The 13,860-nt window shown below is 69.9% G+C and carries 17 protein-coding genes; 5 read left to right on the top strand and 12 right to left on the bottom strand.

Annotation, left to right across the window (positions count from 1 at the left end; translation table 11 throughout):
- Positions 1-7 precede the first annotated feature (7 nt).
- The gene (locus ABC271_RS02930; RefSeq protein ID WP_412923420.1) at positions 8-328 is read right to left on the bottom strand and encodes a hypothetical protein; all 321 of its coding nucleotides are present in this window, start codon (positions 326-328) and stop codon (positions 8-10) included.
- A gap of 65 nt (positions 329-393) precedes the next feature.
- On the opposite strand from ABC271_RS02930, the gene ABC271_RS02925 reads away from it, so the two are divergent.
- Complete coding sequence (locus ABC271_RS02925) at positions 394-1,122, top strand: type 1 glutamine amidotransferase family protein (protein WP_412923419.1); 729 nt, start codon at positions 394-396, stop codon at positions 1,120-1,122.
- Between the two features lie 68 nt (positions 1,123-1,190).
- Positions 1,191-2,018 (top strand): tryptophan-rich sensory protein, encoded by an 828-nt coding sequence (locus ABC271_RS02920; protein WP_412923418.1) that lies wholly within the window; start codon positions 1,191-1,193, stop codon positions 2,016-2,018.
- 106 nt (positions 2,019-2,124) lie between these two features.
- Here ABC271_RS02920 and treZ read toward each other — a convergent pair whose 3' ends face one another.
- From treZ to ABC271_RS02885, 7 genes are all read right to left on the bottom strand, one after another.
- The gene (gene treZ / locus ABC271_RS02915) at positions 2,125-3,876 is read right to left on the bottom strand and encodes a malto-oligosyltrehalose trehalohydrolase (protein ID WP_412923417.1); all 1,752 of its coding nucleotides are present in this window, start codon (positions 3,874-3,876) and stop codon (positions 2,125-2,127) included.
- Between the two features lie 36 nt (positions 3,877-3,912).
- Positions 3,913-6,339: a malto-oligosyltrehalose synthase gene (treY, locus tag ABC271_RS02910; RefSeq protein ID WP_412923416.1), complete on the bottom strand. Its 2,427-nt coding sequence runs from the start codon at positions 6,337-6,339 to the stop codon at positions 3,913-3,915.
- 6 nt (positions 6,340-6,345) lie between these two features.
- Entirely contained in the window at positions 6,346-8,568 is a 2,223-nt protein-coding gene (gene glgX / locus ABC271_RS02905; protein ID WP_412923415.1) for a glycogen debranching protein GlgX, read from the bottom strand.
- A gap of 65 nt (positions 8,569-8,633) precedes the next feature.
- A complete protein-coding gene (locus ABC271_RS02900) occupies positions 8,634-9,122 on the bottom strand; it encodes a glutaminase (RefSeq protein WP_412923414.1) in 489 nt (162 codons plus the stop codon).
- Positions 9,119-9,970: a transposase gene (locus ABC271_RS02895; protein WP_412923413.1), complete on the bottom strand. Its 852-nt coding sequence runs from the start codon at positions 9,968-9,970 to the stop codon at positions 9,119-9,121. The genes ABC271_RS02900 and ABC271_RS02895 overlap by 4 nt, the downstream gene beginning before the upstream one ends.
- 22 nt (positions 9,971-9,992) lie before the next feature.
- A complete protein-coding gene (locus tag ABC271_RS02890; protein ID WP_412923412.1) occupies positions 9,993-10,670 on the bottom strand; it encodes a GTP pyrophosphokinase in 678 nt (225 codons plus the stop codon).
- Between the two features lie 42 nt (positions 10,671-10,712).
- Entirely contained in the window at positions 10,713-10,844 is a 132-nt protein-coding gene (locus ABC271_RS02885; RefSeq protein ID WP_412923411.1) for a hypothetical protein, read from the bottom strand.
- Positions 10,845-10,963: 119 nt separating this feature from the next.
- Here ABC271_RS02885 and ABC271_RS02880 point away from each other — a divergent pair, with 119 nt between their 5' ends.
- Positions 10,964-11,290 (top strand): DUF7882 family protein, encoded by a 327-nt coding sequence (locus tag ABC271_RS02880; protein ID WP_412923410.1) that lies wholly within the window; start codon positions 10,964-10,966, stop codon positions 11,288-11,290.
- A gap of 2 nt (positions 11,291-11,292) precedes the next feature.
- Here the strand turns inward: ABC271_RS02880 and ABC271_RS02875 are convergent, their stop codons facing one another.
- Positions 11,293-11,610 carry a DUF7882 family protein gene (locus ABC271_RS02875; protein WP_022879211.1) on the bottom strand — a complete coding sequence of 106 codons (318 nt, stop codon included), beginning with the start codon at positions 11,608-11,610 and terminating at the stop codon, positions 11,293-11,295.
- A gap of 103 nt (positions 11,611-11,713) precedes the next feature.
- On the opposite strand from ABC271_RS02875, the gene ABC271_RS02870 reads away from it, so the two are divergent.
- On the top strand, positions 11,714-12,031 hold the full coding sequence (locus ABC271_RS02870; RefSeq protein ID WP_412923409.1) for a DUF7882 family protein: 318 nt from the start codon (positions 11,714-11,716) through the stop codon (positions 12,029-12,031).
- Between the two features lies 1 nt (position 12,032).
- On the opposite strand, the gene ABC271_RS02865 is transcribed toward ABC271_RS02870, so the two are convergent.
- Together ABC271_RS02865 and ABC271_RS02860 are read right to left on the bottom strand one after the other, a co-directional pair.
- Positions 12,033-12,287: a hypothetical protein gene (locus ABC271_RS02865; RefSeq protein WP_412923408.1), complete on the bottom strand. Its 255-nt coding sequence runs from the start codon at positions 12,285-12,287 to the stop codon at positions 12,033-12,035.
- A 91-nt stretch (positions 12,288-12,378) separates the two neighbouring features.
- On the bottom strand, positions 12,379-12,915 hold the full coding sequence (locus ABC271_RS02860; protein ID WP_412923407.1) for a MarR family winged helix-turn-helix transcriptional regulator: 537 nt from the start codon (positions 12,913-12,915) through the stop codon (positions 12,379-12,381).
- 147 nt (positions 12,916-13,062) lie between these two features.
- Between ABC271_RS02860 and ABC271_RS02855 the strand changes: the two genes are divergently transcribed.
- Entirely contained in the window at positions 13,063-13,527 is a 465-nt protein-coding gene (locus ABC271_RS02855) for a MarR family winged helix-turn-helix transcriptional regulator (protein WP_412923406.1), read from the top strand.
- A gap of 34 nt (positions 13,528-13,561) precedes the next feature.
- On the opposite strand, the gene ABC271_RS02850 is transcribed toward ABC271_RS02855, so the two are convergent.
- On the bottom strand, positions 13,562-13,807 hold the full coding sequence (locus ABC271_RS02850; RefSeq protein WP_412923405.1) for a DUF3072 domain-containing protein: 246 nt from the start codon (positions 13,805-13,807) through the stop codon (positions 13,562-13,564).
- Positions 13,808-13,860: the final 53 nt, after the last annotated feature.

Raw genomic sequence — 13,860 nt, 5'->3', positions numbered from 1 at the left:
GGCGCGCTCAGCGCTTGGTCGTCTTCCGCACCTCGTCGACGGTCGCTCCCCCGCGGAGCCCCCGGGCGCGAGCACCCCGGAGCACGGCCTCAGCGTCGACCACCGTGGCATCCGACAGCGCGTGGAGGTCGACGCGCACCGGAATCGGGAGGCGCTTGCGCTCACGGTCGCGGCGCGCGGCGGCAGCCGTCTCGGTTTCGTCGACGTCGTCGCCGGCGAGCGTGCGGACGGTGAGGCCGTAGTCCAGGTCGGCGGCGGCAGCCCGCAGGAGGGCGACGACCTCCCCCAGGTTCTCCACATCGGTGACGAGCAGGGTCGCGGTGGTCATACCCCCATTGTCGCGGGACGTCACACCGTCGCGGGCGGTTCGGGCCGCCCGAATAGAATCCTCGGATGACCGGTCGACTGCTCTACGTTTGCGCGCGCCCGCAGCGCGAGGCGGCTGTCGCCGAGTGGGCCTCGTTCCGCGACGGGCTGGGCGTCGACGACGACGACCTCGTCCACCACGATCTGGTCCGCGAACCGCTCCCCGCCGATCTGGAGCGCTACGCCGGAGTCGTCGTCGGCGGGAGTCCCTTCAACGTCACCGATCCCGACAAGACCGACGTGCAACTCCGCCTCGAGCGCGACCTCGAGACCCTGGCATCCGCGGCTCTCGACGGGCGGACACGCACGATGTTCACGTGCTTCGGGATCGGCGTGGTGACGCGCCTGCTCGGAGGCGTCGTGACCCTCGACCACCCCGAGGGCACGGGCCCGACCGAGATCACCCTCACCGCCGAGGGCGCGAGCGATGAGCTGTTCGGCATCCTGAGCACGCGTTTCGAGGCCCTCACCGCGCACAAGGAGGGGACCGCGGTCGTTCCTCCGAGCGCGACCCTGCTCGCGAGCAACGACGCCTGTCCCGTCCAGGCCTACCGCGCCGGCGTCTCGCTGTGGGCGACGCAGTTCCACCCCGAACCCACCGCCGACGCGTTCGTCGCCCGGATGGCGGTCTACCGGGCCGCGGGGTATTTCGACGCGGATGCCTTCGACGAGGTCGCCGCGATCGTGCGGACCGTGTCCGTGGAACAGCCGACCCTCCTGCTGCGGACCTTCGCCGCGCGCGCCCTCGCCGTCTGAGCCGTCGAAGCGCGGCCACCGCTGTCAAGCGCGTGCGGAAACTGGCTAGCTTTTCTAGTGTTCTAGGCATGAGCGCGAAAGATCACGTCACCACGACCGCCCGAGGCGCCGACCTCGCGCGGCAGATCGTCGTCCTGTCCGCGGTGTCGTTCATGCTGATCGCCGCGGTGATCGGCGCGGGAGCGTTCGGCAACACCGCCGTCGAAGGCCAGCAGGGCGGCGCCCTCGACACCGACGGTTCCTACCTGGCTCCCGCGGGGCCGGCGTTCTCGATCTGGTCGCTCATCTACCTCGGGCTCATCGCCTACGCCGTCTGGCAGGCGCTTCCCCGCCAGCGCGGCTCGGAGCGTCAGCGCGCCATGGGCTGGCCGATCGCGGTGACCATGGTGCTCAACGGCCTGTGGTTGGTCGCCGCGCGTTTCGGCACGCTGTTCCTCACCGTCGTTGTGATCGTGCTGCTGCTCGCGGCGCTGGGGTGGGCCTTCCGGACGGCCGTCGCGACCCGCGACCCTCGCGGCGGCGCGGTCGACTCCGTGCTCATCGACGGGGTCACCGGTCTCCACCTCGGCTGGGTGACGCTCGCGACCGTCGCCAACACGGCCGCGTGGCTGACGACGGTGGTGCCGCCGTCGTGGGAGAACGCGGCCTCCGCGATCGGTGTCGCCGTCCTCGTGGTCGTGGCCCTCATCGGTCTCGCCCTCGCGTGGCGCAGCGAGTGGCGCGTGGCTCCCGCCCTCGCGCTCGCGTGGGGGCTCAGCTGGCTGGCTGTGGAGCGCCTCACGGGTTCGCCGACGAGCACGCCCATCGCGATTACGGCGATCGTCGTCGCGCTCGTCGTGCTGCTTCCGCCCGCCGCCGTTTCGGGCCTGCGCCTGATCCGCCCCTCGATCGACTGACCCGCCTGACAGGTCCCACACAGACCTCGTCCCACTTATGGCTGCTTCAGAGGCGCTGAACCCACAAGAAGTGGGACACGCACCGCCATAAGTGGGACGAGGGACGTCAGAGCGCGGGGGCAGCGATCGCGCTGCCTCCGGCCGGGACGGTCAGCGACCCGGCATCCAGGACGACTCCGTCCACGGTGGCGAGCAGAACACCGGCTCCGGATGCTACGGGCACCGAGACCTCGGCATCCGAGAGGTTCACGACGACGACGAGGTCGCCGCGGCGCAGCTCGTGGACGCGGCCCCCGTGGGCCTCGGTCGTGCGCGCGGACAGCCCCTGGCGAGACGGATCCGTGAGCTCCGGGCGCGCGCGACGGAGCTTCGCCAGCTCTCGGTACAGCCCGAGCAGCTCGGCGTGGCCGTCGCCCTCCGGTTCCGTCCAGTCGAGCTTCGACCGGTGGAAGGTCTCGGGGTCCTGAGGGTCGGGGACGACCGACTCGTCCCAGCCCATCTTCTCGAACTCGGCGACACGGCCCTTCGCCGTCGCCTCGCCGAGCTCGGGCTCGGGGTGCGAGGTGAAGAACTGCCAGGGCGTCGTCGCTCCCCACTCCTCCCCCATGAACAGCATCGGGGTGCCCGGCGCGGTGAGCGTCAGCACGGCGGCCGCGGCGAGGCGGTCGAACGCCAGCGTCTGCGAGAGCCGGTCTCCCGCGGCACGGTTGCCGATCTGGTCGTGGTCCTGCGCGAACGTCACGAGGCGCCAGTTCGGCACCTCGGCGGGGATCGGATGGCCGTGCTTCTCCCCCCGGAAGGACGAGTACGTGCCGTCGTGGAAGAAGCCGCCCTTCGACACCTTTTCGAACGCCTCGAGCACCGCGAAGTCCTCGTAGTAGCCGATCGTCTCGCCCGTGAGCGCGACGTGCGCCGTGTGGTGCCAGTCGTCCGACCACTGCGCCGCGAGCCCGTACCCGCCGGCCTCGCGCGGCAGGATCAGCTTCGGGTCGTTCATGTCGGACTCGGCGATCGTGGTGAGCGGAATGCCGCGGTGCGCCGACAGGGCGTCGGTGCGCTCGGCGATCTCGCGCAGCACGTGCACCGGGCGATGGTCGAGCAGCGCATGCACGGCATCCAATCGAAGACCGTCGACGTGGTAGTCGCGCATCCACATCAGGGCGTTCTCCACGATGTAGGCGCGCACGGCGTCCTCGTCGAGGTTGATCGAGTCGCCCCACGTGTTGCGGCTGCCCTCGCGAAGGTACGGGCCGAACTCGGGCAGGTAGTTCCCCGAGGGTCCGAGGTGGTTGTAGACCACGTCCTGGACGACGGCGAGTCCCGCGGCGTGCGCGGCGTCGACGAACCGCTGGTAGGCGGCGGGGCCGCCGTACGCCTCGTGCACCGTGTACCAGAGCACGCCGTCGTAACCCCAGTTCCAGACGCCGTTGAACCCGTTGACCGGGAGCAGTTCCACGTGGGTGACGCCGAGGTCGACGAGGTGGTCGAGGCGTCCGATCGCGGCATCCAGGGTCCCCTCGGGCGTGAACGTGCCGAGGTGGAGCTCGTAGATGAGACCGCCGGCGAGCTGTCGCCCGGTCCAGGCGGCATCCGTCCAGGTGAAGGTGCACGGATCGAACCACGCGGAGGCCTCGTGGACACCGGCCGGCTGGCGCCGGGACCGCGGGTCGGGGCGCAGGTCGTCGCCGTCGCCGAGGACGAAGCCGTACCGCTCGCCGTCGGCCAGGCGCGCGTCGGCGCTCCACCAGCCGCCCGCTCCGGCGGAGGCCTCGACGTCTTCGACGACGTTCTCGCCGCTCTCGTCGAGGCGACGCAGCCGCACCCGGTCAGCCTTGGGTGCCCACAGTTCGATGCCCATGGCATCCCTCCCTTTGTTCTGACGCCTGACGGAACCTCACGGGCAGGCGGGCTCGTCCACGAGGAGCGCCACCGGAAGGTCCTGAAGCAGGTCCGAGAGCAGCACGGGACCGCCGGGGAACCGCCGACCCGTTAGCACGTCGACCGCGGGGACGTCGGGGCGCAGCAGCACCGTGTCGCGCCAGCCGCCCGCCGCGCGCAGGCCCCGCGGCAGTCGCGTCGCGACCGCGGAGACGCCGCCGCGATCGAAGGCGATGACGTGACCGGATGCCGCACCCGCCGCCTCGAGCGGACGGTAGAGCGAGTACCGCTCGGGGCAGTCCCGCCGCACGCGCAGCGCGCGAGAGGTCACGAGGAGCTTCGCGCGGCCGCTCTCGTCGAGGGTCGGGGTCTCGGCGCCGTCGGCGTCGATCTCGGCCAGCAAACGCGCCCGCTCGGCGAAGTCGATCGGGCGGCGGTTGTCGGGGTCGACGAGCGACTGCTCCCACAGCTCCGAGCCCTGGTACACGTCGGGCACGCCGGGTCCGGTGATCTGCAGCAGCTTGGCGGAGAGGCCGTTCGACCAGCCGTCGGCGGCGATCTCGTCGACGAACGCGCGCACGCGCTCCGCCGCGGGGCCGGTGGCCGCGTCGACGACGGCGTGCATCCGCTCCTCGAACGCCTCGTCCTGCTCCCACCAGCCGGTGACCTCGGACGCCTCGCGCGCCGCCTTCTCGGCGTACGCGTGGAGCCGCTCGCGGAACTCCGCGAGTCCGGAACGAGTGGATGCCGATCCCGGCCACGCCCCGACGATCGCCTGCCACAGCAGCGCGTCGAACGGACCGTGCCCGGTCGAGGCGATGCCGCGGAACTCCGTCAGGACCTCGGCCCAGCGCTCGGGGATCTCGGCGAGCACGGCGATGCGGGCGCGGGTGTCCTCGCCGCGCTTGGTGTCGTGCGTCGACAGTGTGGTCATCGCGGTGGGCCAGGACGCCTGCCGCCCCGCCTGTGCGGTGTGGAAGCCGTCGACGTCGAGCGCGAACTGGCCCGGGTCGCCGCCCACCTCGGTGAGCGAGCCCAGGCGCGTGAAGCGGTAGAACGCGGTGTCCTCGACGCCCTTGGCCATCACGGGGCCCGTCGTCTGCTGGAAGCGCCACGCGATCTCGAGCGAGGTGTCCGTCAGTGCGGGGACGAGCGCCTCGAGCACATCGCCCAGCTCGGGACGACGGACCTCCGCCTCACCGACGGCGGCATCGAGGTGCGCGCGGCCGGCGGGCAGGTAGGAGCGGTACACGGGGAAGCACGCGAGCACCTCGGCGAGCGCGTCCTGCAGCGTCTCGGCCTCGAACTCCGCGCGGATCGACGCGGGGAGCCCGCGCACGATGCGCCGGATCTCGGAGACCTGGATCGTGTCGGCGATGCGCCGCTTGGTGTCGTGGATGAGGTCGTGCCAGCCCGTGAGGGACGCGAGGCCCGTGTCGGTGCGCAACCGCGCGTCGACGGCATCCAGGGCCGCCTCCCCCGCGGGGTCGGTGAGAACGCGGTCGATTTCGGCGAGGGCGTCGTAGCCGGTGGTCCCGGCGGTCTTCCACCACGAGGGCAAGGCCTCGCCGTGCTCGAGGATCTTCTCCACGAGCACGTACCCGGCGTCATCCCCACCCGCCTCCCGAAGTGCTCCCGCGAGCCTGTCGAGGTACCCGCCGGGGTCGACGAGCCCGTCCGGGTGATCGACGCGCAGGCCGTCGGCGAGACCCTCGCGCACCCAGCGCAGGATCTCGGCGTGCGTGGCGTCGAACACCTCGGGTCGCTCGACCCGCACGCCCGCGAGGGTCGTGACGGCGAAGAAGCGGCGGTAGTTCAGGTCTGCGGCCTCGTCCTGCCAGAAGCGCAACTCGAAGTTCTGCGCCGCGAGCAGAGCCTGGACCGCCTCGCGCGACCCCGCGGCCGCGGCATCCGTCCCCGTTCCCGGTGCGACCGGGAACACGTGGTCGTAATACCGGATGAGTCCGTCGGGGGCGTCGGAGGCGGGCGTCGGGTCGTACGAGATCTCGCCGATCACCTCGGCGAGGTCGGCACCGAGCACCGGCACGCGCACCTTGCCGTCGCCGAACTGCCAGTCGATGTCGAACGCATCGGCGTGCACCGACGCGCGACCCTGCCGGAGCACGTCCCACCACCAGGCGTTCGTCCGGGGCTCTGCGACGCCCATGTGGTTCGGGACGATGTCGATCAGGATGCCGAGCCCGTCGGCCCGGGCAGCCTCCGCGAATCGCGCCAGGCCGACAGCCCCACCGCGCGCCGGGTCGATCCGCGTGACGTCCACGACGTCGTATCCGTGGTCGGACCCGGGCGTGGCCTCCAGCAGCGGCGACAGGTACGCCCACGACACCCCGAGGTCACGGAGATAGCCCGTGACCTCGGCGGCGGTGTCGAGGGGGAAGGATTCGCGGATCTGCAGGCGGTAGGTCGAAAGCGGATGCCGCATTCTGGATCAGAGCTCCGGTTTGGGTGCCTGCCCGGGCAGGTCGTCGGTGGCGGTGATGGCGATCTGCGCGGTGAGCGACGCGGCGACGGTGTGGTCGATCTCGGGCTCGGGCAGGTGGTGCTCGCGCAGCACGATGAGCGACTTGGGCTCGAGCTTGAGAGCCTCACCGGGAGCGATCGGCTCGGTGTTCGCGCGCTCGCCCGCGGTGTCGACGTACACGTCCCACTCGGGCGAGTACTGGATGTCGGGCACGTGGAAGTCCACGGGCTCGTCGCCGGCGTTGAACAGCACGAGGAAGTGGTCGTCGCTGATCGTCTCGCCGCGGCGGTCGCGCTCGCGGATGCCCTGCCCGTTGAGGAACACGCCGACCGCACGACCGAAGCCGGAGTCCCAGTCCTCGGGCTGCATCAGGGTGCCGTCGGGGCGCAGCCACACCACGTCGGGGATGTTGTCACCCTCCTCCATCTTCACGGGGCGGCCGTCGAAGAACCGGCTGCGGCGGAAGGTGGGGTGCTCCTTGCGGAGGCGCGCAAGGGCCGCGGTGAACTCCACGAGCGGGTGGTCGATGCTCGACCAGTCCACCCACGTGATCTCGTTGTCCTGCGCGTAGCCGTTGTTGTTACCGCCCTGCGTGCGGCCCAGCTCGTCGCCGTGCAGCAGCATCGGCACGCCCTGGCTGAGCAGCAGGGTCGCGATGAAGTTGCGCTGCTGCTGCGCCCGACGCGTCAGCACTTCGGGATCGTCGGTCGGACCTTCCACGCCCATGTTGCTGGAGCGGTTGTGCGATTCGCCGTCGTTGTTGTCCTCGCCGTTGGCGTCGTTGTGCTTCTCGTTGTAGGACACGAGGTCGCGCAGCGTGAAACCGTCGTGCGCGGTGACGAAGTTGATGGATGCCACGGGCCGACGACCCGAGTGCTCGTACAGATCGGCCGAGCCGGTCAGTCGCGAAGCGAACTCGCCGAGGGCCTGAGGCTCTCCGCGCCAGAAGTCGCGAACGGTGTCGCGGTACTTGCCGTTCCACTCCGTCCACTGGGGCGGGAAGTTGCCGACCTGATACCCGCCGGGGCCGACGTCCCACGGCTCGGCGATGAGCTTCACCTGCGAGACCACCGGGTCCTGCTGCACGAGCTCGAAGAAGGTGGAGAGGCGGTCGACGTCGTAGAACTCGCGGGCGAGCGTGGATGCCAGGTCGAACCGGAAGCCGTCCACGTGCATGTCGAGCACCCAGTAGCGCAGCGAGTCCATGATGAGCTGCAGCGCGTGCGGGTTGCCGACGTTGAGGCTGTTGCCGGTGCCGGTGTAGTCGGTGTAGTACCGCTTGTCGTCGTCCTCGAGGCGGTAGTACGCCTCGTTGTCGATGCCGCGCATCGACAGGGTGGGGCCCAGGTGGTTGCCCTCGGCGGTGTGGTTGTAGACCACGTCGAGAATGACCTCGATGCCCGCCGCGTGCAGCGCCTTCACCATGGCCTTGAACTCCTGCACCTGCTGGCCGTGGTCGCCGGTCGAGGAGTAGGTGTTCTGCGGGGCGAGGAACGCGATGGTGTTGTAGCCCCAGTAGTTCGACAGGCCCTTGTCCTCGAGCGTGGAGTCGTTGACGAACTGGTGCACGGGCATGAGCTCGATCGCCGTCACGCCGAGCTTGCGGAGGTGATCGATGATCGCGGGGTGCGCGATGCCGGCGTACGTGCCGCGCAGCTCCTCGGGAACGTCGGGGTGCAGCTGGGTGAGGCCCTTGACGTGCGCTTCGTAGATGAAGCTCTCGGCGTAGGGGGTCTTGGGGTGGCGATCGCCGGTCCAGTCGAAGAACGGGTTGATGACCACGCCCTTCATCATGTGCGCGGCGGAGTCCTCGTCGTTGAACGAGTCCGGGTCGCCGAACTCGTAGCTGAAGACGGGCTGGCCCCAGTCGATCTGCCCCTCGACGGCCTTGGCGTACGGGTCGAGCAAGAGCTTGCTCGAATTGAAGCGCTGGCCGTTCGCGGGGTCGTAGGAGCCGTGGACGCGGTAGCCGTACCGCTGCCCCGGCTGGATGTTCGGCAGGTACGCGTGCCAGACGAACGCGTCGACGTCGACGAGGTCGACGCACGTCTCCGTCCCGTCCGCGTCGAAGAGGCAGAGCTCGACGCGCTCGGCCCCCTCACTGAACAGGGCGAAATTCGTCCCATTGCCGTCATACGTGGCCCCGAGGGGATAACTGGATCCTGGCCATACCTGCTGCACGTCGCTCACGATAGACCAGCGAAGTTACGTTCGACCGCCGGGCGCATCGTCGTTGACAGCACCCCTGTCGCGCACTATGCGCGCTCGGGCGGGTGGACCAGCAGATCGACGCGTTCGTCCAGATAGCGGGCGAGCGGGACGTAACCGCCCCGCGCGCTCCAGCGCACCATCGGCTCGCCGTCGCGGAGGGCGACCGGCGCGGTCCGCTCGTCGAGTGCGAGCGGATCGACCGGATGCCACCCGATATGCACCGTCTCCCCCTCGGGCACGCCTCCGCGGTGGGCGGCGGCGGCGAGCTCGGCGCGACGGCGCTGCGATTCCGCCGCGAAGCCCCGGCGCACTTCGGCGCGCGACCGCACGATGTCCCCGGTGGCGAGCACCGCGTCGGCGGTGAGGAGCAGCGTGCCCAGGTGCCACGCGCGACCGCGGTCCACGATGCGAGGAGCGCGCGGGATGCCGAGCAGGCGTCGTCCCTCCTGCAGCTCGCCGATGCGCTCTTGCGGTGCGTCGACGAGCCGGAGACGCGCGGCGGCGACGAGCTCGGCGAGACGGTCGGCGCTCACGACGTCGCTCCCCCGTCGAGCGCGGAGCGGGCGCGGTCGAGGTCGCGGGCCGCGGTGGCCGCCGTGGCGCGCGCCGCGGCGGTCTCGTCCTCGGCCGCGTCGAGAGCCGCCTCCGCCGCTTCCACGTCCTTCTCCACGCGCGCGATCTCGGCGCGCAGCGACGCGAGCCTCTCGCGGATGCGGTCGGCCCGCTCGCGCGCCGTCGCCTCGCGCGACGTCGCCCCCACCAGCGCCCGATCGGCGTCCGACCGCCCACGCTCCGCTTCGCGCACGGCGCGCTCGGCCGCTTTGCGCGCCCGGCGCTGCTCCAGGTCATCCCGCGCGGGGGCCTCGGCGACGGCCGCACCTTCCGGCACGGAACCGGCCACGGCCACACGCGGGTCCGAATCATCGGCGAGATCGATGGATGCCACGAGCCGCCCGGTCAGGATCATCGCGGCGGCGTGGGGGTCGATGATCGCGGCGTTGACCGTCTTCTCCACCGCGTCGCGCATCGACGCGCTCAGGGGTGCGCCCGCCTCGGCGGCGAGGTCGGCGGCGCGCCGGGCCAGCGCGGCGACCAGCTGACGGCGCTGCCGTCCGAGGCGCGTCATCTCCGCGGCATCCGCGTCGTCCTGCGCCTCGCGCAGTGCCTGCGACAGCTCGACGGCTTCACCGAGCTGTCCGTCGCGGACGAGCAGGTTGACCGCCCACGCCGCGACCGTCGGCTTGCGCACCTTCCCGATCTGCCGGCCCACCGTGCCGCCGACCTCTTCGGCGCGCGCGTTGCGCGCCGCGGTGAACTGTGCCGGGGGAAGCGCGAGGAGATCGGCGGCCGCCGCGTCGAGGAGGGCCGCCGCATCACTCATCCCCCCATTGTGACCCGTCGGGTCAGAGCGAGACCACCCCGGGGCGGGGGCCACGGATCTGGCGGTGGAGTCGCTCCATGCGAGCGTCGAGTTCGGCGGCCGTGTCGGCGGCATCCTTCAATTCCGCCAGCAGGTCGTCGGGAACGAGCCGGTCGTACTTGTAGTAGATCTTGTGCTCCAGGCTCGCCCAGAAGTCCATCGCGATCGTCCGGAACTGCACCTCGACGGGCACGTCGACACGACCGGTCGAGAGGAACACGGGCACCTCGACGATCACGTGCAGGCTCTTGTATCCGTTCGCCTTGGGACGCGCGATGTAGTCCTTCACATCGCGGACCGTGATGTCGTCCTGCTGGGTCAGCAGATTCGACAGACGGTACGCGTCGTCGACGAAGCTGCACGTGATGCGGATGCCGGCGATGTCGGTGATCGCGCTCCGGATCGAGTCGAAGTCGGTCTCGATCCCCTTGCGACGGACCTTGTCGACGAGACTGTCGGGTGACTTGACCCGGCTCGACACGTGTTCGATCGGGTTGTAGTCGTGCATCTCCTGGAACTCCTCGCGGAGGATGGAGATCTTGGTCTCGACCTCGGCGAGACCGAACCGGTATTCCATGAGGAAGCGTTGGAACTCGTCGCGCATCGCGCGCAACGACGCTCCGGACACCGTGATCTGCTGATCGTCCAGCGGGTCGGACATGACACCGACGCTAGCGGTGACGCCTACGAGGGCCCTGGGAGCTCACTCGCCCATCGGGGTGGCGCGCGGGATCAGCTCGCCGTCCACCACATCGATCCCCGTGAGCTGATCGAAGACCTCGGGGAGGTCAGCATCGCCGGCGGGTTCGGGAGTCAGGGGAAAGCGGGAGTCCATCACGGGGATCCTTCCGTGGATGTCACCACGATTCCAGAGCCGCCGCGCGCAACGGGTGGCCTTGACACCCCGGCGGCCGCCGCGTAGTCATGCCGAGGCACCCCGGTATCGTGGATGCCATGGGCACGATCTTCTACGGCGGGGGCGGGACGGCCGTCCACATCGAGGACCGCGCGCTGGCGCATCTCAAGGTCGTCATCTCGACGAAGCTCCGTCGCGGCGAGAGCTTCACGCTGTCGTGGCAGCACCCCGAGAACCAGCCGCGGGGCCGAAGCACCCTGTGGCTGCACCCGGCCATTCCGTTGCGGTTCGTCTTCGACGACGCGGAGCCGACGAAGCTCAGCCGCGAATGGATCGAGCGACTGGCCGAATCGGCCAACTCCTCCGGCGGGATCATGCTCGTCCCCGAGGACATCGCACCCGCTGAAGACGCGCCGAAGCGCTGAGGTCAGCCCTCTTCGACGAGGGTGTCCTCCGACGGCTCCGGCGTGATCGCGAGACCGTTCGGGCCCGATGCGGCGAGCATCAGGTCTTCGACCCACACCCGGTTGATGCGCGGCTGACGGCTGCCGTAGAAGTGGAACTGGATCGGCACCGACGGGTGCATCCAGAAGCTGCGCCGGCCGCTGCCGTCGCCCACCTCGACGTCGAACATGAACGACTCGGAGCGTCGGAGCTTGTTCATCACGACGATGCGGAGGTGCGCCAGCGTGCGGTCATCGATGTCGACGGCGTTCGCGACGGTGTCGTAGATGAATCGGCCCATGACGACGAGCCTATCCGAGACCCGCCGCCGCGCGAATGGCACGGCACCCGGTGCCGAATCAAGCCCCCATTTCGCGATACCCCCACGGCGTTACGGTTCTCTCGTGGGAACGCTCTACTACGGCGACGCCGCGACGCCGATCGAGATCGAGGATCGCGCGCTCGCCCACGTCAAGGTCGTCATCGCGACCAAACTCCGCCGCGGCGAGAGCTTCACGCTTTCGTGGACGCATGGCCCGGGTCAGGAGGTGGGACGCAGCACGGTGTGGCTGCACCCCTCGATTCCGCTGCGCTTCGTCTTCGACGACCCGGAGCCCGCGCTGTTGAGTCGCGCGTGGGTCGAGGCTCTGGCAAACTCGGCCAACTCGTCCGGCGGGCTGCTGATCGTCCCCGATCCGGCCGGCGACGCCACGGACGGCTGACTCAAGCGATCCGCTGATCCAGGATCTCGCGCGCGCCCTCTTCGACGGCCGTCGGGATCACGAGAGGCCGACCCGCCGAGAACGCCTCCCACTCGCGCAGGACGACGGTCTCGATGTGCACGGGGTCCTCACCGGGGTAATCCAGACGCAGTCGTGAGACGACCGACTGGAGGGATGCCACGGCCACACCGTCCACCGTCTGGACGGCGTCGATGCCGGCCGCGGGGATGCGCGCCTCGATCGTGTTCTCGTCCATAGACGTCATGGTTTCACGGAGCGCGGACGATTCCTAATACTCAGAATTCAACTAGGCTTCCTAGTTACTTACGCGGTATGTAGATCGCCGATCAGAGGGCCGCGTCGGCGTCGACAGGCAGCTCCGGATGGGGGTCGACCTGGTCGACGGCATCCTGCAATCTGCTCAGGCACGCGATGACGACGGCGCATTCCTCGGGCGTCATGTCGATGACGGCGGCCATCATGCGGGAGTGCATTGAGCCGAGCGTCGCTCGGACTTCGGCGTCGCTGGCGGCCGTGGCCACGATGTGGATGCTGCGACGGTCGGTGGGGTGCGGGACGCGTGTGACGTGCCCAGACTTCTCGAGGCGATCGATGATCGCGGTCGTCGAAGCGGTGGAAACCCCCAGGTAGCGGGTCACTTCACTCGGTGAGACCTGGCGACCCTGGCCGGTGGCCCGCAGCAGGTAGCGAAGGACGAGCAACTCGTTCTCGCCCATCGACATGGACTCGCGGGTGCGACGCCGCATCGCGACCTCCGCCGCCCGATAGACCCGGAATGCCTGGAGCACTTCGACGGCGCGGCGACGGCGGTCTTCTTCGGTCGCACCGTACCAATAGCGCGACACCTGCGAGCCGTTCTCCACCTCGGCATCTTACGTCAGACGGACACCGCGGAGCCCCTGCCACCGGGCACGGTCGACAGCTACGATGGTAAATATATCGTTTCGCTACTTGATGGGTGTGCGAGATACGAGAAAGATGAACTATCCCGATCAGGGGGTGACGAACACATGACCACGGAAGACGATGTGGTGAAGGCCGTCAGCGACCTGTCCGAATCCGGCGCCGCCTCCGAGCGCGCCGCCCTGCATTCCCTGGGCATCGGCCCGAACGACGCCAAGGTCCTCCGCTTCCTCCTCGCCCGTGAGGACGGCGATGAACCCGTGACCCCGCGGCTCCTGGCGGAGATGCTCGGCATCTCCTCCGCCGCGACGACGGCTCTCATCGACCGCCTCGCCGACGCCGGGTGGGTGGAACGAGTCCCGTTCCCCGGCGACCGCCGCTCGATCGTCGTGCGCGCCACCATCGACGACGCGTCGCCCGCCCGGCACCTGCTCGCGGTGCGCCGGTCGTCGGTGGCCGAGGCGGCCTCCCGGCTGGGAGCGGCGGAACGGCGGGTCATCGCCGATTTCCTCGACGAGGTCGCCCGCGCCGAGAAGCAGCACATGGAGCGGCTGAGCGCCCGGACAGAGTAATCCCGCTCCGCCTGAGCGACGGAGCGGGATCGGATCAGCCGTTGGAGCGGCCGGTCTCCTGCTGCAGGCGTTCGATCTGCTCCGAGGCCTCCGCCTTGGTCAGATCAGCGGTGATCTCCTCACCGGCCTCGCGGGCGAGGGTGTCGATGTAGCTGCGCTGCGGCGCGGTCATCGGCTCGTCGCCGGTCACCCAGTCGGACGGGTCCTTCTCCGCCGGGTTCTGTGCGTCGTGCGTTGCGCCGAGGGTTTCTTCTTCGTGGTCACGGGGAGCATCGGTCATGGCGCCAGGCTAGGTCGGCGACCCGAGGCGGGAACCGGGATTGACAGCCTCCC

It is taken from the genome of Microbacterium canaveralium (assembly GCF_047238045.1).
Taxonomy (GTDB): Bacteria; Actinomycetota; Actinomycetes; order Actinomycetales; family Microbacteriaceae; genus Microbacterium.
The sequence above is the reverse complement of the archived record's forward strand: the minus strand, read 5'-3'. Positions and strand labels throughout refer to the sequence as shown.

Bases quoted from the DNA above. Each gene is read 5' to 3' on its own strand.
- ABC271_RS02850 (WP_412923405.1), bottom strand. From the start codon at position 13,807: ATGACCGATGCTCCCCGTGACCACGAAGAAGAAACCCTCGGCGCAACG.
- ABC271_RS02930 (WP_412923420.1), bottom strand. From the start codon at position 328: ATGACCACCGCGACCCTGCTCGTCACCGATGTGGAGAACCTGGGGGAG.
- treZ (WP_412923417.1), bottom strand. From the start codon at position 3,876: ATGGGCATCGAACTGTGGGCACCCAAGGCTGACCGGGTGCGGCTGCGT.
- ABC271_RS02880 (WP_412923410.1), top strand. From the start codon at position 10,964: ATGGGCACGATCTTCTACGGCGGGGGCGGGACGGCCGTCCACATCGAG.
- ABC271_RS02890 (WP_412923412.1), bottom strand. From the start codon at position 10,670: ATGTCCGACCCGCTGGACGATCAGCAGATCACGGTGTCCGGAGCGTCG.
- ABC271_RS02855 (WP_412923406.1), top strand. From the start codon at position 13,063: ATGACCACGGAAGACGATGTGGTGAAGGCCGTCAGCGACCTGTCCGAA.
- ABC271_RS02885 (WP_412923411.1), bottom strand. From the start codon at position 10,844: ATGGACTCCCGCTTTCCCCTGACTCCCGAACCCGCCGGCGATGCTGAC.
- ABC271_RS02925 (WP_412923419.1), top strand. From the start codon at position 394: ATGACCGGTCGACTGCTCTACGTTTGCGCGCGCCCGCAGCGCGAGGCG.
- ABC271_RS02875 (WP_022879211.1), bottom strand. From the start codon at position 11,610: ATGGGCCGATTCATCTACGACACCGTCGCGAACGCCGTCGACATCGAT.
- ABC271_RS02865 (WP_412923408.1), bottom strand. From the start codon at position 12,287: ATGGACGAGAACACGATCGAGGCGCGCATCCCCGCGGCCGGCATCGAC.
- ABC271_RS02895 (WP_412923413.1), bottom strand. From the start codon at position 9,970: ATGAGTGATGCGGCGGCCCTCCTCGACGCGGCGGCCGCCGATCTCCTC.
- ABC271_RS02920 (WP_412923418.1), top strand. From the start codon at position 1,191: ATGAGCGCGAAAGATCACGTCACCACGACCGCCCGAGGCGCCGACCTC.
- treY (WP_412923416.1), bottom strand. From the start codon at position 6,339: ATGCGGCATCCGCTTTCGACCTACCGCCTGCAGATCCGCGAATCCTTC.